Source organism: Roseomonas sp. 18066 (assembly GCF_902706185.1).
Classification (GTDB): Bacteria; Pseudomonadota; Alphaproteobacteria; order Acetobacterales; family Acetobacteraceae; genus Pseudoroseomonas.
The window spans coordinates 1-20,318 of the sequence record NZ_CACSJM010000120.1; the positions used below are offsets into that span (position 1 = coordinate 1).

Consider the following 20,318-nt stretch of genomic DNA (forward strand, 5'->3'; position numbering starts at 1 on the left):
TTCGATGGAACGACGGAGCGTGACCCTCGCTTCTTTACGGGCTCGATCGCCCCAAGGGGTTCCGGGCTACGCTCCGCCACCGCTCCGGACACTCTAGCAACGACCGAGCGCGATGGCGCCAAGTTACAAGGGGTCCAGGGGAATTCATTCCCCTGGCCTGCCCCCTGTCTTCTCTGTCCTGTCTTCTCTTCAAAAACTAAAACGGCGCGGCCCCTGAAGGAGCCGCGCCGTTGTTCCGTGGAGGCTGCCGGGCTGTCAGTCGACCGACAGGCGGCGCTCCATGATCTGGGTCTTCATGCTCTTCTGCAGCTTCTCGAAGGCGCGCACCTCGATCTGGCGAACGCGCTCGCGCGAGATGTTGTACTGCTGCGAGAGCTCCTCCAGGGTCGTCGGCTCGTCCTTCAGGCGCCGTTCGATCAAGATATGGCGTTCCCGCTCGTTCAGCGTCTTCAGCGCGGCGCCGAGCAGCTCGCGGCGGTTCGACATGTCCTGCCGGTCCGCGATCTCGGTTTCCTGACTTTCGGACTCGTCGACCAGCCAGTCCTGCCATTCGCCCTCGCTGTCGGCGCGCACCGGCGCGTTCAGCGAGTTGTCGGGCGAGGCCAGGCGGCGGTTCATCGAGACCACGTCCTGCTGCGGCACCTGCAGCACGCGGGCGATCTTTTCCACCTGTTCAGGCTGAAGATCACCTTCCTCGAGCGCAGCCATTTGTCCCTTGAGCCGGCGCAGGTTGAAGAACAGCTTCTTCTGCGCGGCGGTGGTGCCCATCTTCACGAGCGACCAGGAATGCAGGATGTACTCTTGGATTGCGGCGCGGATCCACCACATGGCGTAGGTAGCCAGGCGGAAGCCCCGGTCGGGATCGAAGCGGCGGACCGCCTGCATCATGCCGACATTGCCTTCGCTGATCAGCTCGCCCACCGGCAGGCCATAGCCGCGATAGCCCATGGCGATCTTGGCCACGAGACGCAGATGCGACGTGACCAGCTTGTGCGCGGCCTTCTGGTTGCCCTGTTCCTTCCAGTCCTTCGCCAGGCGGAACTCTTCCTCCGGCGACAGCATGGGGAACTTGCGGATCTCCTGCAGATAGCGGGAGAGGTTGCCCTCGGGGGCCATCGGAATCATCGTAGTGGAAGCCATAACTGGTAACTGCCTCCTGCACCGGCCGGGAGCCCCTGTGACGGCGATCCCCGGCATGGGTCCTGGGTCGCCTTCCAAACGGGCCCTGACGCGCCGCCCTGCTTCTGAGTCACGGACAGAAGACAGGCTCGGCGGCCGCGCCATGGTGTCGGCACCCGGCGTTGGCGACAGGCAAACGCTACCTCTTGCGCGAAGGTTGCGCAAGCAAATCCCGACTGTAATAGTCGGGTTACGACGGGTTACCGTCCAGTAATGTAAGCAGGGCCTGCATGTCCGGCGGCAGGGGCGCGTGGAAGCGCAGCATCTCGCCCGAGACCGGGTGGCGGAAGCCCAGCGTCTCGGCATGCAGCGCCTGGCGCGGGAAGGCCAGCAGGGTGTCCCGCGCCGCCGCCGCCACGTTGCGCGACGCGGCCGGCAGGCGGCGAAGATAGACCGGGTCGCCCACCAAGGGATGGTTGATGTGTGCCATATGCACGCGGATCTGATGCGTCCGTCCGGTGGCCAGGCGGCATCGGACCAGGGCGCAGCCATTCCCCCAGGCGCGCTCGGTGGCGTAGTGGGTCAGCGCGTGCTTGCCGTTGCGGGTGACCACCGCCATGCGCTTGCGGTCCATCGGATGGCGGCCGATATCGGCCTGCACCTCGCCGGCGGGCGGCGCCGGCAGGCCCCAGACCAGGGCCAGGTAGGCGCGCTCCAGGTCGCGGCTGGCGAAGGCGGCGGACAGCCCCTGATGCGCCGCGTCGCTCTTGGCCACGACCATCACGCCGGAGGTGTCCTTGTCCAGCCGGTGAACGATGCCCGGCCGCTTCTCGCCGCCGATGCCGGTCAGCTCGTCGCCGGCATGCGCCAGCAGGGCATTGACCAGGGTGCCGTCCAGATTGCCCGGGGCGGGATGGACGACCAGGCCTGCCGGCTTGTCCAGCACGATCAGGTGGCGGTCCTCGAACAGGATGGTCAGGTCCATCGCCTGGGCCTGCGGCGTCGCGGCCACGGCGGCCGGCGGCGACACAGTGTAACCGGCGCCGGCCCTGGTCGATTCGGAAGGGTCGGTCACCACGGTGTCGCCGCGCGTCACATGGCCTTCCTCGATCAGCGCCTTGACGCGGGAACGCGACAGCGTGCCTATCGCGCCGGCCAGCAGGCGGTCCAGCCGGGTGCCTGCCTGCTCCGCCGCGACGGTGACGTGGAAGGGGCCGTGGATGGCGACATCGGGGGCAGCGGATGCCGCCGGATCGGGCTGGGAAGCAGAGGGGTTTTCGGTGCGCGGGCTCAAGATTCTGGTTTCGGTCATGGGGGTGCTGATCATCATCGGCACCGTGGGGCTGGTGGTGGCGCTGGTGCAGCGCATGAACTCGGCGGCCAGCGGGCTGACCGCCGCCTCGACGGTGGCGGCCTTGCCGGCTGGCGTTAGCACGGATCTGGCGCTGCGGCAGCCGCCGGGCACGCGGATCGGCCAGATCGCCGTGCTGGAAGGCCGGCTGGCGGTCTGGGTCGAGCGCCCGGATGGCGGCCGCATCCTGCTGCTGGACCCGCGCACGGTGAAGCAGGTCGGCGAGATCCGCCTCGGCGAGTAAGGCTTCGGCGGGGAGGGACGGCGCATGGCGCATCGCAAGCCTGACCTGCCGCAGAAGCCCTGCGCCGCCTGCGGCCGGCCCTTCGCCTGGCGCCGCAAATGGGCGGCGGTCTGGGACGAGGTGCGCTTCTGCAGCGACGCCTGCCGCAGCGGCCGGCGCGACGCGGCCCGAAAGCATTCCGCGCGCGGAAATATGAAATCCCCCCCTTGATCGCCCTGCCGCCCGCCGATAAAAGCCCCCTCACACGACGCCTCTGTCCCCTTCGTCTAGAGGCCTAGGACACCGCCCTCTCACGGCGGTAACAGGGGTTCGAATCCCCTAGGGGACGCCAGCGCGCCTTTCTTCGGATCGGCTGTCGCGGGGTGTTAGGTGGAAGATCAAAGCCTGCAGCGGGTCACTCGACCAGCTGCGGGTTTTTTTCTGTCTGGGCCGCGCGCAGCGCCGCCCGGTTGGGTCCGAAGCCGGGCGGCAGCCAGAGCGGCACGCCGCCGGCCAGGCTGACGACGAAGCCCAGCACCATCACGCCCGCCAGGAAAAGCCCGCTGCGCGCCACCCAGCGCGCTGCCCGGGCCGCGCCCAGCCGCGGCGCCAGGGCCAGCATGGCCAGCCGCCCGCCATCCAAGGGAAAGGCCGGCAGCAGGTTGGCGAAACTGAAAAGAAAATTGCCCCAGCCGAGCCAGGCCAGCGCCAGCGGCATCGGCCCGGGCCGCGACGGCACCGGCCGGTGGAAGCCCTCCGGCTGCACCAGGGGCGGCTCCGGCCAGAGCATCAGCGCCGCCAGGAAGAAAGCCGCCAGCGCCAGGTTGGCCAGCGGCCCGGCCAGCGTCACCCAGAGGTCGGTGCGGCGGGTCAGCACGCCCTCCATCTCGGCGACGCCGCCCTCGGCCTGCAGCAGGATGCGGCGCACCACCAGGCCGCAGCGCTGCCCGGCCCAGGCATGGCCCAGCTCATGCGCCAGCAGCGACAGCAGCAGCCCCGGATAGACCAGGGCCAGCGCCTCCAGCCGCGTCGCCTGCCAGCCGCGCCACAGCGGCAGGGTCAGCACGAAGAGGGTGACCAGCACCCCGGGCTCCAGCCGGATCGGCGGCAGGCAGGGCAGGCGGGCCTCGATCCCGCCCTGGTCGATGCGCAAGGCCTTCATCGCTGGCATCCTGCCCCGCGCGGCTCAGCGCGGGGAGGCGGGGCGGGATCATATCGGCGCCAGGGCCGCGCGCGTCAGGGCAGCAGCATGAAGTTCGCCGCCCCCGAGGCGCGGGAGATCAGCGCCTGCATCGCCGGGTTGCTGGCGCCCTGCTCGTCGATCAGCGCGTCCATCGGGCAGAAATACTCATGCGGCTGCGGCATCTGGTGGCGGGCGAAGCCGTCATATTGCCGGCTCTTCAGCCCGTAGAGCACGCGGACATCGCGCACCGGCAGCACCAGCGGCTGGGTCGGCGCCTCGCGCAGCAGCTTGATCTGCTTCCAGCGCGGCAGCTTGTCGCCGGTCTGCACCGGCGCGGTCAGCCAGGTCACCGGGCAGACCGCCAGCAGCGAGGTGGTGGAGGGGGCGAAGCGCGAGCGCTTGTCCAGCAGGTTCTGCAGCGTCGAGCAGGCCTCGATGCAGAGGATATCGGCATAGGCGTCGGTCGGGTCGTGGCTGAAATGCAGCCACAGCCCGTCGGGCACGGTGCGCAGCCGGTTGGAGCCGGGCAGCTTCAGGAAGGGATAGGCGGTGGTGTCGGCCTCGCCGGGGCGGGCGCGCATCCAGGTGCCGCGCTGCTTCGAGGTTTCCAGGGCGCCGGGCGGCCGCTGCGGCCATTTGCGCAACCGCCGCCGCACCAGGTCATCCAGCGAATGGTGGACGAGTGCCAAGGGTAAGGATGCGCTCATCGCAGGAATTCCGATCAGGGTTATGCAACCAACGATGCGTCATAGTGACGATCACGCATCCGTGAGCAAGAGGAAAATGCAACGAATTGGCATTTTCTTCTGGATATCTTGCGCGCCCTGGTTGAGAGAGGGCGCTGATTAGCTGCGGCCCCGTCGGGATCATTTCCGGAATTCTTGCGGCCTGGCAGAGCCTTGGCCGTGGTTTTTGAGAGGTTACTGAAACGAAAAAGCCCCGCCCGGCAGGTGCCGGGCGGGGCGGTTGAGGCCAGGGGAAACCACCCCCGCCGGGCGGCGTCAGCCGCGCTGGTCGATCGGCGCGATGTCGCGCGAGGTGGCGCCGGTATAGATCTGCCGCGGGCGGCCGATGCGCTGCGACGGATCCTCGATCATTTCCTTCCACTGGCTCACCCAGCCCACGGTGCGCGCCACCGCGAAGAGCACGGTGAACATGTGGGTGGGGATGCCCATCGCCTTCAGGATGATGCCCGAATAGAAGTCGACGTTGGGATAGAGCTTGCGGCTGACGAAGTAGTCGTCCTCCAGCGCGATCTTCTCCAGCGCCACGGCCAGGTCGAGCAGCGGCTCGTCCTTGATGCCGAGCTCGGCCAGGACCTCGTGGCAGGTCGCCTGCATGATCTTCGCGCGCGGGTCGAAGTTCTTGTAGACGCGGTGCCCGAAGCCCATGAGCTTCACGCCGGAGTTCTTGTCCTTCACCTTCTCGATGAAGGCGGGGATGTTGTCGACATGGCCGATCTCGGCCAGCATCTTCAGCACCGCCTCGTTGGCGCCGCCATGCGCCGGGCCCCAGAGGGCGGCGATGCCGGCGGCGATGCAGGCGAAGGGATTGGCGCCGGTCGAGCCCGCCAGCCGCACCGTGGACGTCGAGGCGTTCTGCTCGTGGTCGGCGTGCAGCACCAGGATGCGGTCCATGGCGCGCGACAGGATCGGATTGGGCTTCCAGTCCTCGGCCGGCACGGCGTTCAGCATGTACAGGAAGTTCTCCGCGTAGGAGAGGTCGTTCCGCGGGTACATGAAGGGCTGGCCGATGGAATACTTGTAGGCCCAGGCAGCGATCGTCGGCACCTTGGCGATCAGGCGGAAGGCGCTGATCTCGCGCTTCTCCGGATCGTTGATGTCGAGGCTGTCGTGGTAGAAGGCCGAGAGCGCGCCGACGACGCCGCACAGGATCGCCATCGGATGGGCGTCGCGGCGGAAGCCGTTGAAGAAGGAGCGCAGCTGCTCATGCACCATGGTGTGCATGGTGACGCCGTGGCTGAATTCCTTCAGCTGCTTGGCGTTCGGCATCTCGCCGTTCAGCAGCAGGTAGGAGACTTCCAGGAAGTCGGACTTCTCTGCCAGCTGCTCGATCGGATAGCCGCGATACAGCAGGATGCCTTCGTCGCCGTCGATATAAGTGATGGCGCTTTCGCAAGCCGCCGTGCCACCATAGCCCGGGTCGAAGGTGAAGACGCCCAGCTCGCCATAGAGCTTGCGGATATCAAAGACGTCGGGGCCGATGGCGCCCTCGATCAGCGGCAGTTTGGCGCTTTTGCCAGTGGCGTCGAGCGTGACGGTAACGGACCCTTTGGCCGTGCTGCTCATGGCGTCTTCCTCTGTCGGGGAGGGCGGCGCCATTCGAAGTCGGGCGCCGTCTATGATGCAGCGCAAGATTAGGCCGGGGGCCGCCCGCTTGTCCATCCGCGCCCGGCCAAGCCTGTGCCCCGCCCCAGCTCCTTCCCCCATTCCGGCTTTTTTGCGGTCGGGCTTGCAGGCCCTGCGCGGTCGCGCGACCAGGTTTTGCGCCCGGGTCCTCGCCGAGGCATGACGTTTTCGCAGGCCGTGCCCGCCGGACCCGGCAGCGATGCCGGGGCGGCCTCACCGCCGACAAAAAGAATCAGAAGCGGCCCTGCCAGCTCGACGGCGCGCCGGCCTGGTTCGACCACAGCCCGCGCCTGGCCGCCCGCGCCGCCTGCTCGGCGCTGACCAGCGCCGTCGCGGCGGGCTCGGCCAGCGCCCAGCCGGCCTCCACCATCGCCGCATTGGTCTCGATGCCGCCGGCCTGGCAGGTGCCCAGCGCCCGGCCGAAGCGGTCGCGCCCCTGCACCCGGCAGGCGATGTCGCGATTCTGCACCAGCCGCGCCAGCGCCTCGGCGGCAGCGCCGCCGCAGTCGAAGCCGACGCCGCCGGCCGTGCTGCAGGTCTGCCCGCGCACCGGCGAGATCAGCCCGGCCAGCCGCAGCGTTCGCTCGCCTAGGCGCAGCGTGTCGCCATCGACCACGCGCAGCTGCGCGGCGCTGGCGGTCCAGTCCTGCTCGCGTGGCGCGGAGCCGAAGAGATTGGCCGGCAGGCCGAGCCCGATGCCGGCAAGCGCCAGCACGGTCAGCAGGCTGCCCAGGGCAACCCCGGACCAGCGGCGCGGGGCGGGGGCGGAGCGGAAGAGGCGACGACGGGTCAACACGCGGCGAAGCGTTAGACGAGGCCAAAAGCGGGTTCAAGCATTCAGAAAAAATCTCGCAGCACAGATTTGCGGGAACTTGGGAGGCCGCGGGTCAGCCATGCTCCCAGAACGGGTCCAGCTTGCTGAATCCCTTCCAGGCCAGCAGGGCCTGGCGGCGCATGTCGCGGGTCGCCGCCAGGGCCCAGCCCTCGGCCAGGCCGATCGACCAGGGCGGCGCCGCCGCCACGCCGTCTTCCGCCCGCGACAGCGAGGCCATCAGCGCCCGCGCGGTCACCGTGTCGTTCGACAGGCCCAGCGCCTCCTGCAGCGCCGACAGCCGCTTCAGGAAGCGCCGCGTCGCCTTGCCCGGCCAGAGCGGGGCGAAGAGCTCTGCCGCATAGCGCAGGCGCTTGGCCTCGAGCCGCAGCGCATGCAGGTCGGCATCGGAAAGTGCCGCGATCTCGGCGCCCCCGCGCAGCAGCTTGCGCCGGCGCTTGCCCAGCACGCTGCGCGCCTGGTCGCGCAGCCCGGGCAGCGGCCGCGAGTCGGGCAGCGACTCGGTGGCCTCCGCCGGCGGCGGCGGGGCAGGGGGGGCCAGCAGCTCCGGCCGTGCCGCCGCCTGCAGCGCCAGCCACAGCGTGGCGCGGAATTCGGCGCCCGCCAGCAGCCCGGCGACGGCGTCATAGGCGGCCAGCCGCCGCCCGGCGGCGCGCGCCAGCAGCTTCTGCCAGCGCTTGTCGTCCGGCCCCAGCGCCGCGGTCAGCTCCTTCGCCAGCCCGCCCAGGAAGACATCCCATTCGCGGGCGGCGCCCAGCGCGCGGGCGGCATCGCGCAGCCCGGCATCCAGCGCCCGCAGCAGCTCGTTGTCGACGACCTTGCGGAAAACCTTCAGGCAGGAGCGCAGCCGGCGGGCGGCGACACGCAGCTGGTGCACCGCTTCCGGCCCGGCATCCGGGCGGGCCTGCGGCGCCTGGGCCAGCAGCACCCCGGCCAGGTGGCCGATGGCGATGGCCAGCGCCTCCGGCACCGAGGCGGCAGCGCCCAGATCCGGCGCGCCCTTGTGCCGCGGCGGCACGGCGCGGCCGGCGGCCAGCGCCAGCGCGGCCTCGTCCAGCCCGGCGGCGGCCGGCAGCAGCGGCAGGGTCAGCGCCAGCGACTGCGCCAGCTCCAGCACCGGCGCGGCCGGGCCCTGCAGCCGCAGCAGGCACCAGCCCTGCTCGGCGGCGCCGGCCTGCAGGCTGCCCTGCTCCAGGGTCAGCAGCACCTCGCCGGCCCGCGCCTCGACCCGCTTGCCGGCATAGCGCGCCAGCGGATGCAGCGCGGCGCCCGCGGCGGCCTCCGGCGCGGCATCGCCCTCCAGCGCGCGTGGCGGCGGCGGCGGGGCGCCGGGCAGGGCGCCGGCGGCCGGGCGCAGCGCCAGCAGCTGCCGCGCCCCGGCCGGGGTGGCCAGCACCCGCAGCGCCTGGCCGGCCTCGGCCAGCACGCCCTCGGCGCTGTCCAGCCAGTGCCAGTGCTCGGCGACGGCACGGGCCCGCTTGGTCCCGTCCAGGGCCGTGTGACGCCACAGCCGGGCCACGGCGGTGGCCGGCAGGGAAAGCTCGAGGATCAGCATCGGTGTCAGGCCGCCATTTCGGGCAGGTCGTTGGGGGCGACGAAGCGCACCAGCCGGCCGCCGCCGGGCTGCAGCCCGGACCAGGGGCTGGCCACGGCGAATTCCGCCAGGGCGCCGGTGGGATAGCCATCGGCCAGGCGCTGGGTGCCCGGCGCCTTGCCCGCCATGCCGGCGGGCCCGGCCAGCGTCAGCGCCAGGTCGTGCATGCCGGGGTTGTGGCCGATCAGCAGCAGGCTGCGCGCGGTCTCGGGCGCCTGGCGCAGCACCTCGATCAACCGCGGCCAGGGCGCCAGGTACAGGTCGTCCATCGGCTCGACCATCGGCGCATCGGGCAGGGGCATCAGGGCTTCCAGCGTCTGCAGGGTGCGCCGGGCGGAGGAGACCAGCACGATATCCGGCGCCAGGCCGAGCCCCTGCATCACGCCGGCCATGGCCATGGCGGCGCGTTTGCCGCGCGCGTTCAGCGGGCGGGCATGATCCGGCAGGCTGGGGTCGTCCCAGGACGACTTGGCGTGCCGCAACAGGAGCAATTGCCGCATGACCACCAGTCTGGCACGCGGCGCGGCCGCTGTCGCGGGGGCAGGGTGGCGTCACACGAAGGCTTCACAAAACTCGCAAGCGTACCGAATGCCGCGGCCGGCCTTCCGCTTTCGCCGGCCGCCCCCACCTGCAAGGCATGACCGTGCTGCGCATCATCCTGGGCGACCAGTGCCGCCGAGACGTCGCGGCACTTCGCGACCTGGACCCGGCGCAGGACCGCGTCCTCAGCATGGAGGTGGCCGAGGAGGCCGACGCCGTCCGCCACCACCGCCAGAAGATTTCTTTTCTTTTCAGCGTGATGCGGCATTTCAACACGGCGCTGCGCGCCCGTGAGGTGCAAGCTGAGCACATCACCCTCGACGACCCCGCCAACACCGGCAGCTTCACCGGCGAGGTGCTGCGCGCCGTCCGCCGCCATAAGGCGACCCGGATCGTCGTCACCTTCCCCGGCGAATGGCGCGTGCTGGAGATGATCCGCGGCTGGGAACAGGCCGCCGGCATCCCGGTCGAAATCCGCGAGGATGACCGCTTCCTCTGCACCCGCGCCGAATTCGCCCGCTGGGCAAAGGGCCGCCAGCAGCTGCGGATGGAGTTCTTCTACCGCGAGATGCGCCGCCGCCACGCCATCCTGATGGAGCCCGACGGCACGCCCACGGGCGGCGCCTGGAACTTCGACCCCGAGAACCGGAAGCCTTTGCCGCGCGGGCTACAGCCGCCGGCGCCCCCGTCCTTCCCGCCCGACGCGACCACCCAGGCGGTGCTGGACCTGGTGGCCGAACGATTCCCGAACCGCTTCGGCGGGCTGGACTCCTTCAGCTGGCCGGTCACCGCCAAGGACGCGGCGCGCGCCCTGCAGGAATTCATCGCGAAAAAGCTGCCGCAGTTTGGCGACTACCAGGACGCCATGGCCGTCGGCCAGCCGGTGCTGTTCCACAGCCTGCTCTCGGTGCCGCTGAATGCCGGCCTGCTCGACCCGCTGGAAATCTGCCAGGCCGCCGAGGCCGAATACCGTGCCGGCCGCGCGCCCCTGAACGCGGTGGAAGGCTTCATCCGCCAGATCCTCGGCTGGCGCGAATATGTCCGCGGCATCTACTGGCTGCGCATGCCGCACTACGCCACCACCAACGCCCTCGACGCCGACCGCCCGCTGCCCGACTTCTACTGGACCGCCGACACGAAGATGCGCTGCGTCAGCGAAACCGTCGCCCAGACCCGCGACCACGCCCATGCCCACCACATCCAGCGCCTGATGGTCACCGGCAATTTCGCGCTGCTGGCCGGCATCGCCCCCGAGGCCATCAACGAATGGTACCTGGCCGTCTATGCCGACGCCTTCGAATGGGTGCAGCTGCCCAACACCCACGGCATGGCGGTCTTCGCCGATGGCGGCATGCTCGGCAGCAAGCCCTACGCGGCCTCCGGCGCCTATATCAACCGCATGAGCGACTACTGCCGCCACTGCGCCTACGACGTGAAGGCGCAGACCGGCGACGACGCCTGCCCCTTCAACTTCCTCTACTGGGACTTCATCGCCCGCCACGCCAAGCGGCTGTCGGGCAATGCCCGGATGAGCCTGCCGCTGCGCAACCTGGAAAAGATGGATCAAGCCAAGCTGAAAGCGATGCGCGGGCAGGCAGCGCAATACCTGCAAAACCTCAAGCCCACGCCGAGCGGCGCATACAAGTAAAGGCCAGGGGAAAGAATTCCCCTGGACCCCATCTTTTTTCTATCAGTTTCAGCGACCGCCAGCCGGCAGCACGACATCGCCACGACGCGGGGCATGCAGCACATCCGGGGAAATCTCGCGCACGTCGCGGATGCCGGTCAGCGCCATGCTGACATCCAGCTCCTTGCGGATGATCTCCAGCATCTGCGCCACGCCCGGCTGCCCGCCGGCGGCCAGGCCATACAGCCAGGCCTTGCCGATCATGCAGCCCTTCGCCCCCAGCGCCATCGCCTTCATGACGTCCTGGCCCGAGCGCACCCCGCCATCGAACAGCACCTCCGTCCGGTCGCCCACCGCCTCCGCCACCGACGGCAGCAGCGAGATCGACGACGGCGCCCCATCCAGCTGACGGCCGCCATGGTTGGAGACGACGATCGCATCCGCCCCCGTCTCGGCGGCGATCCGCGCATCGTCGACGTCGCAGACGCCCTTCAGGATGAGCTTGCCCGGCCAGATCGAGCGGATCCAGGCCACGTCCTTCCAGGACAGCGACGGATCGAACTGCCCGGCGATCCAATGCGACAGCGTCGACAGCCCCGAGCCCCCCGTCGGCGCATTGGTCAGGTTGCCGAAGGTCTTGCGCTTGCCGCGCAGCACTTCCAGCGCCCAGCGCGGCTTGGTGGCGATGTCCAGCGCATTGCGCAGCGTCAGCTTCGGCGGCACCGCCAGGCCGTTCTTGATGTCGCGATGCCGCTGCCCCTGGATCTGCAGGTCCAGCGTCAGCACCAGCGCCGAGCATTTGGCCGCGATCGCCCGCTCCACCAGCGACTTCGAGAAGCCGCGGTCGCGCATGACGTAGAGCTGGAACCAGAACGGCTTCTGCACCGCCTCGGCGACATCCTCGATCGAGCAGATCGACATGGTCGACAGGGTGAAAGGGATGCCGAAGGCATGCGCGGCGCGGCAGCCATGGATCTCGCCATCGGCATGGAACAACCCCGTCAGGCCGGTGGGCGCGATGGCCACCGGCATGCTGACCGGCTCGCCCAGCATGGTGGTCGCCGTGCTGCGCTCCGAGACATCGACCATCACCCGCTGCCGCAGCTTCAGCGCGGCGAGGTCCTCGCGATTGGCGCGCAGCGTCGCCTCGTCATAGGAGCCGCGATCGGCATAGTCGAAGATGGCGCGCGGGATGCGACGGCGCGCGATGTCGCGCAGATCCTCGATATTCGTGGCGATCGGCACAGTGTTCCCCCGGGCATCTGGCGCGTTGGCTTGGCGCGTTTCTGTCACGCCAGTGTCGCGCCGGCACCCCGCGCCCGCAAGCGTCCTGCCAGGCCCCGATTACCAGGGAAGATCCATCCAGGAGAGGTGCCCGCCCTTGCCGGCCCCGGTGTCGAGGAACACCGCGCGCCCCCCCGCCGCCGAGACCGCCACATAGGGCCGCCCGTCCAGGCTGCGCAGCTCATGCCCGCAATAGACGGTGATGCCGGACGGGATGCGGTGCACCCAGTTGTGCAGCCGCTCGGGATAGCCGTCGGCCCGCGTCCGGCTGGTCACCTGGCCGAACAGCGCGCGCGGCACCAGCCCCTCGGGCTTGGCGGTGCCGGCATCCGGCGGCGAGGCCTCGCGCAGCATCCGCGGATGGAAGCCGCCATGCACGAACAGCCAGGAGCCCAGCCGCAGCCAGGCCGGCGCCTCGCCGATCGCGGCCATGGCGCGCGCCTTCAGCGCCTCGCCATCCGGGGCGGCGTCCAGCTGGGCGAGCGTCACGCCCAGCCCCTCGGGATCGGGGCGCACCAGCGCGCCGCCCAGCGCGCGGCGCAGCTTGTGGTCGTGGTTGCCCAGGATGAACAGGCCCTGGCCCTGCTCGACCAGGTCGAAGGCCAGCCGCAGCGTGCCGGGATTGTCGGGGCCGCGATCGGTCAGGTCGCCCAGCTGCAGCACGAAGAACCGCTTCTCGGCGGCGCCCGCGACCGCGGCGGCGAAGGCGCGGGCATCGCCGTGGACGTCGCCCACCACCCGCAGCCCCTTGAACCCCTGCTTCAGCCGGGCGACCAGCGCCGTGCCGGGGGTCATTCCCGCGCGCTCCGCAGATCCGCGAAGGCGGCGAGCGCCCGGGCCCGCGCGCCGGCATGGTCGACCACCGGCTTCGGATAGCTCTTGCCCAGCACGACGCCGGCCTCGCGCAGCACGGCCTCCGGCGCCGCCCAGGGCTGGTGCAGCCATTTGTCGGGCAGCTGCGCCAGCTCGGGGACGAATTCGCGCACATAGGCGCCGTCGGCGTCGAATTTCTGGCCCTGCAGGATCGGGTTGAAGATGCGGAAATACGGCGCCGCATCCACCCCGCAGCCCGAGACCCACTGCCAGTTCTGGCTGTTGCTGGCGAGGTCGCCATCGACCAGCGTGTCCAGGAACCAGGCCGCGCCCTCCTGCCAGGGCTGCAGCAGGTGCTTGACCAGGAAGCTGCCGGTGATCATCCGCACCCGGTTGTGCATCCAGCCATGCCGCCACAGCTGCCGCATGCCGGCATCGACGATCGGATAGCCGGTCTGCCCGCGCTGCCACGCCGCCAGCAGCTTTGCATCCGGCTGCCAGCCGAACTGCTCGAACTCGGCGCGCAGCGGCTTCTCGGGCAGCTGCGGATGGTGCCACAGCGTGTGGTAGGAAAACTCCCGCCACAGCACTTCCTTCAGCCAGGTCTGCCGGCCGGCATCCTGGCCGCGCTCGGAGACCGCATGCCAGACCTGGCGCGGCGACACCTCGCCCCAATGCAGGCTGGGCGACAGGCGGGAGGTGCCATCGATGCCCGGGATGTCGCGGCCCTTGGCATAGTCGCCCGCGTCGTCGGCGGCGAATTCGGCCAGGCGCGCCTGGGCGGCTTCCTCGCCCGGGGTCCACATCTCAGGGAAGCCAGAGGCCCAGTCGGGCTCCGGCTTGTGCGGCAGCAGCTTCAGGGAAGCCAGGCTGGCGCCGCCCTTCGGCGGCTTCACGCCGGTCAGCTTGTCGGGCGCCGGGATGGCGGGCGGCGGCTCGCCCATCGCCATGATCGCGCGGGCGAAGGGGGTGTAGACGGCATAGGGCTTGCCCTGGCCGCTGCGCAGCCGGTGCGGCTCCAGCAGCACCGAGGAGGTGTGCAGCACCAGCTTGCGGCCATCGGCCTCCAGCGCCTCGGCGACCGCCGCGTCGCGCTGCCGCGCCCAGGGGGCGTAGAGCCGCCCGGCCTGCACCGTCTGGGCACCGATGGCGCGGGCCAGCTTCGGGATTTCCGTCACCGCATCGCCATGGACCAGATGCAGCGCGGCGCCCTTGGCCTCCAGCGCGGCGGCCAGCGCGGCCAGGCTGTGATGCAGCCACCAGCGGTTGGCCCCGCCATGCCGGTGCGCCGCGTCGTCCAGCACATAGACCGCCAGCAGCGGCCCCTCGGCCGCGGCATGCAGCGCCGGGTTGTCGGCCAGCCGCAGGTCCTGGCGGAACCAGACCAGGCTTGGTGCTGCCCCTGTCATGTCGCGCCGATCGCCGCCATGCGGCCGGCGGCGGCGGAGGCAAGCTGCCGCATCGGCCCGGTGGCCGCGCTGTACAGCCGGTCGCGCCCGAGCAGGAAGGCCCGCCCGCCGCGCGGGAACAGCGCCGCGATGGGCGGCGCGGTGATCGCCAGGCCCCCGGTATAGGCGCCGAAGGCCGGCAGCATGACGCGCCGCGCATCGGCCAGGAAGCAGGGGCGCTCGACCGGGCCGCAGCGCGTCTCCAGCGCCGCCTTGGGGTGGAAATGGCCGCTGAGCTCGAAGCCGGCGGCATTCCCCGGCCGGCCCTCATGGCGGAAGGTCAGGGGACCGAGCTTCAGCTCGTCCACCGCCGCGCCGGGCAGGCCCTCGGGCGGCACCGGGTCGTGGTTGCCCAGCACCCAGGTCACCTCGCGCCCGGCCAGCAGGGCGGCCAGCGCCTGGCGGTCGGGGGCCGACAGCCGCGACGGGCCGCCGGCGTCATGGAAGCTGTCGCCCAGGAACAGCAGGTGCGCGGGGGCAAAGCGGCGCAGCAGCGGCTGCAGCCGCGCCAGGGTCTCGCGCGTGTCATAGGGCGGCACCAGCTGGCCGCGGGCGGCGAAATGGCTGCCCTTCTCCAGGTGCAGGTCGGCCAGCACCAGCAGGCGTTGGGCGGGCCAGAACAGGGCCCCGGCGGGATCGAGCAGCAGGCGTTCGCCGGCCAGGTGAAAGGGCGCTGAAATCATTGCTTCCCCTGCGTTACCGGAGTGCGACAGAGGCGGAAAGGGGAAAAGCTGCCGCAAGCCCCGGAAATACGGCGAAATTCTGGCCGTTGGCTTAACCCTTGCGCGGCCCCGTGACGGCGCGGGGCGCGCGGCGGACGAAGCGGGCGCGGCGGTCGCGCTTCGAGCGTCCCTCAGCCGGCGCCGGGCGCTGGGCGCCCAGCTGCTCCTCCAGCCCCAGGCTGCCGGTGAAATGGTCCTCGCCCTCGGTAGCCTCCTCGACCAGCGCCACGGCCTCGGCCAGCAGCGCCTCCTCGGCATTGCCGGAGACCCATTCGCGGCCCTCCTCGATCAGGGCGGGGACGGCCAGCGGTGAAACCCGTTCCAGCGCGCGATGCCGGATGCGGCCCTGGATGCGCGCCAGCAGGCTGCCGATGCGGCCGACATCGGTCAGGCCCGTCGCCGCCTCGGCGCGGGTGGCGCGCAGCAGGATGTGGTCGGGCTCATGGCGGCGGAGCACGTCGTAGATCAGGTCGGCGCTCATCGTCATCTGCCGCCCGGATTTCTCGGCGCCCGGGTGGTTCTTCTCCAAAAGCCCGGCGATGGTCGCGATGTTGCGGAAGCTGCGGCGGAGCATCGAGCTCTCCGCCATCCATTCCTCCAATTCCTCGCCCAGCAGGTCCTCGGTGAAGAGCGCTTCGACGTCGGTGACCGGGAAGGCCGACCAGGCCGCCAGCACATAGTCGGTGCCGAGGAAGCCCAGCGGCGCCAGCCCCAGCCGCTCCATCCGCCGGGTCAGCAGCATGCCCAGCGTCTGGTGCGCCAGCCGCCCCTCGAAGCAATAGGCGACCAGGAAGAAGCGGCCGCCGCGCGGAAATGTTTCTATCAATAGTCCCTCCGCTGGAGGGACTTCGGACGCGTGTTGCTGCAGCCGCAGCCATTCGCGCACCGGCGGCGGCAGGGCGCGCCAGGCGCGGGGGTCGGAGAGGATCGCCCGCACCCGCCGCGCCAGGTCGGTGGACAGCGGCATGCGCGACCCGGCATAGGTCGGGATGCGCGGCTCGCCCTCGCCGCCGGGCGAGACGACGGCGGCGGTGGGATCGAGCCGCTCGTATTTCAGCAGCCGTCCCGCGAACAGGAAATTGTCGCCGGGCTCGAGGGTGGAGATGAACCACTCTTCCACCTCGCCCAGCACCGGGCCGCCGCGCAGCCGCACCTTCAGCAGCGGCGTCTCGACAATGGTGCCGAGGTTCATCCGCAGCTGCCGCGCCACCTGCGGCCCGCGCACATGCACCAGCCCCTCGGCGTCCTGGAACAGCTTTCGAAAGCGTTCATAGGCGGTCAGGGCGTAGCCGCCGTCCTGCACGAAGCGCAGCGTGTCGTCGAAATCCTGGCGCGACAGCTGGGCATAGGGCTGCGCCCGCCGCACCTCCGCGAACAGGTCGTCCGGGTGGAAGGGCGCGTGGCAGGCCATGGCCAGGATATGCTGCGCCAGCACGTCGAGGCCGCCGGGGCGGGGCGGCTCGCCATCGACCTCGCCGGCGGCCACGGCCTGGATGGCGGCGCGGCATTCGATCACCTCGAAGCGGTTGGCGGGGACCAGGATGGCGCGGCTGGCCTCGTCCATGCGGTGGTTGGCGCGGCCGACCCGCTGCAGCAGCCGCGCCACCCCCTTCGGCGCGCCGACCTGGATCACCTGGTCGACCGCGCCCCAGTCGATGCCGAGGTCGAGCGAGGCCGTCGCCACCACCGCGCGCAGCTTGCCCGCCGCCATCGCGGCTTCCACCTTGCGGCGCTGCTCGACGGTCAGCGAGCCGTGGTGGAGGGCGATCGGCAGGTTGTCCTCGTTCAGCCGCCAGAGGGCGGCGAAGCAGAGCTCCGCCTGGGCCCGGGTGTTGACGAAGATGATGGTGACGCCGGCCTGGCCGAGCCGGGCATAGACATCGGGCATCGAGGCCAGGCCCATATGCCCGCCCCAGGGCAGCCGGCCGGCGGGCAGCATCACCTCCAGCGCCGGGGCGGCGCCGCCGCGGGCGCGCACCAGCCGCACGTCCTCGGGCCGGGCGGTGGGGGACACCCAGGCGGCAATCGCCTCCGGATGCGCCACCGTCGCCGACAGCCCGACCCGACGGGCTTTCGGCGCCAGGCGGGTCAGCCGCGCCAGGCCGAGCGCCAGCTGGTCGCCGCGCTTGCCGCCGGCCAGCGCATGCACCTCGTCGATGACGATGCAGGCCAGGCTGGCGAAGATGCTGTCGGCATCGGGCAGCGACAGCAGCAGGGTCAGGCTTTCCGGCGTGGTGAGCAGGATCTGCGGCGGGTCCTGGCGCTGGCGGCTGCGGCGGTTGGCGGGGGTGTCGCCGGTGCGGGTCTCGATGCGGAGCTCGAGCCCCATCTCCTCGACCGGCGCCAGCAGGTTGCGGGCGATGTCGACGGCCAGCGCCTTCAGCGGCGAGATATAGACGGTGTGCAGCCCGGGGCGCGGGTTGCGGTGCAGGTCGATCAGGCTGGGCAGGAAGCCGGCGAGCGTCTTGCCGCCGCCGGTCGGTGCGATCAGCAGGGCCGAGTCGCCGGCCTCGGCGGCCGCCAGCATGGCCAGCTGGTGCGGCCGCGGCTGCCAGCCGCGGCGGGCGAACCAGGCGGCAAAAGGTTCTGGCAATGTTCGCATCGGTCCGCCGGATATGGCGTGTTCTGGACCGATGCCAAGGCGCCGAAGGCTGCTTCGCGACCCCACGCCAAATGAATGTGGGGGTCTGGGGGCATTCAATGCCCCCAGATTCTTCGCTTACTGCAGATAGCCCCACCGCGCCGTGGCCGGTTCCGCGCTGGCCCAGCGCCAACCGGCCGGGTTGCGGCAGGTCGTGGCGACGAAGATGCCTTCGGGCGGCGCCTCCGGCTTCTCCTGAACAGAAAAAAGAATCTCGCGGCACTGGGTCAGCGGCGTGTCGATCACCCGCGTCACCGCCAGCTGCCCGGCCTGGTCGCGCCAGCCGAAGGGCAGCTCGTGCTTCACCTGCCAGGGGCGGGAGTCGCCGGCGGCGAGCTCGCTGGCCGCCTGGGCGATGGCGATCTGCTCGTCATTCTGCATGCCGCGCATCCAGCGCTTCATCGCCGCGTCGGCGGCGGCGCGCACGGTGACGCCGACCGCGTAGCCGACCGCCGGGTTCGAGGTGATGGTGCCGGTGGCGGCGCCGGACAGGCCGCCGGCCAGGCCGCCCGCCAGCTCGCATCCGGCCAGCAGCGGCGCCAGCAGCAGCAGCGCCGCGGCGCGCAGCCTCACTGCAGCGAGCCCCAGCGCGCGACCGCGGGCTCGGCGCTGGCCCATTTCCAGCGCTCGCCCTGGCGGCAGATGATGGCGGTGAAGAACTCGGTCTCGATCGGCACCTCGCCATCGACCGAGAAGACGATCTCGCGGCAGGCCAGGCCCAGCGCGCCGATCTCGCGCACGATGGTCACCTGGCCGCTGGGGTCGCCGACCGGCAGGCTGTGCTTGACCTGCCAGCGCGCCACGGTGCCGGCGCGCAGCGGCCCGGCGGCATTGGCGATGCCATCCTGCTCGGCGGTCTGCAGGCGGCGGCGGGTATAGTCCAGCCCGGCGCGGGCGGCGGAGAGCACGCCGACGCCGATGCCGGCGGTGACCGCGGTGTCGCGGGTGACGGCGCTGGCCAGGCCGGCGCCGCCCAGGCCCGCAACCTCGGCGGAGCCCTCGGTGACCAGGGACGCGCAGCTGGGCAGGGTCGTCAAAGCTGCCAACAGCAGCAGGGCCGGCTTCATCCTTGGTCTCGCTCCTCGCTCCGGACGCCTTGTCTTCGCATAGCCCGGCCCCGGCGGGGGGTCTAATGCCGGCTGCGTCATTGAAGCTTCACTGCGCTGCAGCATAGGCGCCGAACCCGGTTAACATGGGCCTTGGTATTCGCCGCGGGCTTGCCCCTGGAGAACCCGATGACCATCCGCACTCGTCTGCTCGCCGCCTTGCTGTTGATCGGTGGGCTGACCGCGGCCCTGGCGTCGTGGCTGGCCGCCGACGCCTGGGCCGATGCGCAGGGCGCGCGCCGGGTCGATGCCGCCGCCGCCACGCTGTCGCGGCTGGCCGCCGCCCGCCAGGCGGTGGTCGACGAGGCGGCGCTGCTGACCGACACCGCCATCGCCGCCCCCGGCGCCGCGGGCCCGCCGGCGCAGGCGGCGCTGCAGGCGGCGGCCCAGGCCAGCCGGGCGGCGTTGCAGCGCCTGCCGGCCGCCGCCGCCCGGGCGGACGCGCCGCTGCAGGCGCTGCGCGCGCCGCTGCTGGAGGCCGCGCGCATCCCGCGCGACGAGCGCGAGCGGGCCGAGGCCGAGGCGCTGTCCCAGGCCCTGGCCGCGACGCTGGGCCAGCTGCGCCAGGCGGCGGCCACGCTGTCGCGCGAGGCCGCCGCCGGGGCCCCGGCCGCCGCCGCGGCGCTCGGCATGGCGGAAGAATCGCAGACCCTGTTCGAGCTGATGAGCGAGCGCTCGATGACGCTGTCGCAGGGCATCGCCGGCGGCGCGCTGGGCTATGACAAGGCGGTCGCCGCGACCGCGCTGGGCGGCCGCGTAGCCGAGGCCTGGTCGCGGCTGCAGGCCGCCGCCAGCGAGGCCGGCGCCGACGCGCCCGCGCTCGCCGCCGCCGCGACCGTGCTGGCCGAGGGGCTGATGCAGGCGGGCGAGCGCAGCTTCGCCGAGCTGGTCGCCGCGGCGCGCGACGGGCTGCCGGCGCCGATGACCTATGCCGAGTTCCGCGACTGGACCGGCCCGACCATCGCCGCCGCCCTGGCCCCGCGCGACCTGGCCCTGGCCGAGGCGCGGGCGCTGTCCGACGCGCTGGCGGCGGCGGCGCAGTGGCGGCTGACGATCGCCGGCGGCGCCATCCTGCTGACCGCGCTGGCGGTGGGGCTGGCGGCGCTGCTGCTGGTGCTGCGCGTGGCCCGGCCCCTGCATGCGCTGACCGGGGCGGTGGGGCGCATCGCCCAGGGCGAGCTCGACACGCCGCTGCCGGGCGACGGCGTGGCCCGCCGCGGCGACAACCGCGACGAGATCGCCGCCATGGCCGAGGCGCTGCGCCAGCTGCGCGCCGAGGCGGTGACGGCGCGCCGCCTCTCGGCCGAGGCGGCGGCCGAGCAGGAGGCCCGCATCCAGCGCGGCCAGCGGCTGGAAAAGCTGCTGGCCGGCTTCGAGGCGGATATCGCCAGCGGCCTGCAGGCGGTGGCCGAGGCGGCGCAGCGGCTGGACGGCACCGCGCTCGGCGTCACCGGCACGGCGGGGCA

At 71.5% G+C, this 20,318-nt stretch carries 19 protein-coding genes and 1 tRNA gene; 5 read left to right on the top strand and 15 right to left on the bottom strand.

Going from position 1 to position 20,318, the window contains the following annotated elements; translation table 11 throughout:
* Window positions 1–255: 255 nt before the first annotated feature.
* Entirely contained in the window at window positions 256–1,140 is an 885-nt protein-coding gene (gene rpoH, locus GVN67_RS21355) for an RNA polymerase sigma factor RpoH (RefSeq protein WP_200845335.1), read from the bottom strand.
* A 229-nt stretch (window positions 1,141–1,369) separates the two neighbouring features.
* Window positions 1,370–2,413, bottom strand: coding sequence for an RluA family pseudouridine synthase (locus GVN67_RS21360; RefSeq protein ID WP_235035408.1), 1,044 nt, complete (start codon window positions 2,411–2,413; stop codon window positions 1,370–1,372).
* A gap of 16 nt (window positions 2,414–2,429) precedes the next feature.
* Here GVN67_RS21360 and GVN67_RS21365 point away from each other — a divergent pair, with 16 nt between their 5' ends.
* From GVN67_RS21365 to GVN67_RS21375, 3 genes are all read left to right on the top strand, one after another.
* Window positions 2,430–2,714, top strand: a complete 285-nt coding sequence (locus tag GVN67_RS21365) for a hypothetical protein (RefSeq protein WP_200845334.1) — start codon at window positions 2,430–2,432, stop codon at window positions 2,712–2,714.
* A gap of 24 nt (window positions 2,715–2,738) precedes the next feature.
* Window positions 2,739–2,924 (top strand): DUF2256 domain-containing protein, encoded by a 186-nt coding sequence (locus GVN67_RS21370; protein WP_159999357.1) that lies wholly within the window; start codon window positions 2,739–2,741, stop codon window positions 2,922–2,924.
* A gap of 45 nt (window positions 2,925–2,969) precedes the next feature.
* Window positions 2,970–3,045: transfer RNA gene (locus tag GVN67_RS21375), tRNA-Glu, on the top strand.
* Between the two features lie 63 nt (window positions 3,046–3,108).
* On the opposite strand, the gene GVN67_RS21380 is transcribed toward GVN67_RS21375, so the two are convergent.
* The 6 genes from GVN67_RS21380 to GVN67_RS21405 form a co-directional block, all read right to left on the bottom strand.
* On the bottom strand, window positions 3,109–3,855 hold the full coding sequence (locus GVN67_RS21380; RefSeq protein WP_159999358.1) for a M50 family metallopeptidase: 747 nt from the start codon (window positions 3,853–3,855) through the stop codon (window positions 3,109–3,111).
* Window positions 3,856–3,929: 74 nt separating this feature from the next.
* On the bottom strand, window positions 3,930–4,583 hold the full coding sequence (locus GVN67_RS21385) for a hypothetical protein (protein ID WP_159999359.1): 654 nt from the start codon (window positions 4,581–4,583) through the stop codon (window positions 3,930–3,932).
* A 294-nt stretch (window positions 4,584–4,877) separates the two neighbouring features.
* Window positions 4,878–6,185, bottom strand: coding sequence for a citrate synthase (gene gltA, locus GVN67_RS21390; RefSeq protein ID WP_159999360.1), 1,308 nt, complete (start codon window positions 6,183–6,185; stop codon window positions 4,878–4,880).
* 292 nt (window positions 6,186–6,477) lie between these two features.
* Window positions 6,478–7,038, bottom strand: coding sequence for a thermonuclease family protein (locus GVN67_RS21395; RefSeq protein ID WP_159999361.1), 561 nt, complete (start codon window positions 7,036–7,038; stop codon window positions 6,478–6,480).
* 94 nt (window positions 7,039–7,132) lie between these two features.
* Entirely contained in the window at window positions 7,133–8,632 is a 1,500-nt protein-coding gene (locus GVN67_RS21400; protein WP_159999362.1) for a CHAD domain-containing protein, read from the bottom strand.
* Between the two features lie 5 nt (window positions 8,633–8,637).
* Window positions 8,638–9,171 carry a histidine phosphatase family protein gene (locus GVN67_RS21405; protein ID WP_159999363.1) on the bottom strand — a complete coding sequence of 178 codons (534 nt, stop codon included), beginning with the start codon at window positions 9,169–9,171 and terminating at the stop codon, window positions 8,638–8,640.
* Window positions 9,172–9,308: 137 nt separating this feature from the next.
* On the opposite strand from GVN67_RS21405, the gene GVN67_RS21410 reads away from it, so the two are divergent.
* Window positions 9,309–10,859, top strand: a complete 1,551-nt coding sequence (locus GVN67_RS21410; RefSeq protein WP_159999364.1) for a cryptochrome/photolyase family protein — start codon at window positions 9,309–9,311, stop codon at window positions 10,857–10,859.
* A 48-nt stretch (window positions 10,860–10,907) separates the two neighbouring features.
* Here GVN67_RS21410 and GVN67_RS21415 read toward each other — a convergent pair whose 3' ends face one another.
* The 7 genes from GVN67_RS21415 to GVN67_RS21445 form a co-directional block, all read right to left on the bottom strand.
* A complete protein-coding gene (locus GVN67_RS21415) occupies window positions 10,908–12,083 on the bottom strand; it encodes an alpha-hydroxy acid oxidase (protein ID WP_159999365.1) in 1,176 nt (391 codons plus the stop codon).
* A 99-nt stretch (window positions 12,084–12,182) separates the two neighbouring features.
* Window positions 12,183–12,917 (bottom strand): metallophosphoesterase, encoded by a 735-nt coding sequence (locus GVN67_RS21420; protein ID WP_159999366.1) that lies wholly within the window; start codon window positions 12,915–12,917, stop codon window positions 12,183–12,185.
* Complete coding sequence (locus GVN67_RS21425; RefSeq protein WP_159999367.1) at window positions 12,914–14,344, bottom strand: deoxyribodipyrimidine photo-lyase; 1,431 nt, start codon at window positions 14,342–14,344, stop codon at window positions 12,914–12,916. The genes GVN67_RS21420 and GVN67_RS21425 overlap by 4 nt, the downstream gene beginning before the upstream one ends.
* Window positions 14,341–15,066 (bottom strand): ligase-associated DNA damage response endonuclease PdeM, encoded by a 726-nt coding sequence (pdeM, locus tag GVN67_RS21430; RefSeq protein WP_159999368.1) that lies wholly within the window; start codon window positions 15,064–15,066, stop codon window positions 14,341–14,343. The genes GVN67_RS21425 and pdeM overlap by 4 nt, the downstream gene beginning before the upstream one ends.
* A 91-nt stretch (window positions 15,067–15,157) precedes the next feature.
* Window positions 15,158–17,707, bottom strand: coding sequence for a ligase-associated DNA damage response DEXH box helicase (locus GVN67_RS21435; RefSeq protein ID WP_159999369.1), 2,550 nt, complete (start codon window positions 17,705–17,707; stop codon window positions 15,158–15,160).
* Window positions 17,708–17,824: 117 nt separating this feature from the next.
* Window positions 17,825–18,319, bottom strand: coding sequence for a hypothetical protein (locus GVN67_RS21440; RefSeq protein ID WP_159999370.1), 495 nt, complete (start codon window positions 18,317–18,319; stop codon window positions 17,825–17,827).
* Window positions 18,316–18,813: a hypothetical protein gene (locus GVN67_RS21445; RefSeq protein ID WP_159999371.1), complete on the bottom strand. Its 498-nt coding sequence runs from the start codon at window positions 18,811–18,813 to the stop codon at window positions 18,316–18,318. The genes GVN67_RS21440 and GVN67_RS21445 overlap by 4 nt, the downstream gene beginning before the upstream one ends.
* A 168-nt stretch (window positions 18,814–18,981) precedes the next feature.
* Between GVN67_RS21445 and GVN67_RS21450 the strand changes: the two genes are divergently transcribed.
* Window positions 18,982–20,318: HAMP domain-containing protein (locus GVN67_RS21450; protein ID WP_159999372.1), on the top strand; the 1,337-nt coding region annotated here is incomplete at its 3' end.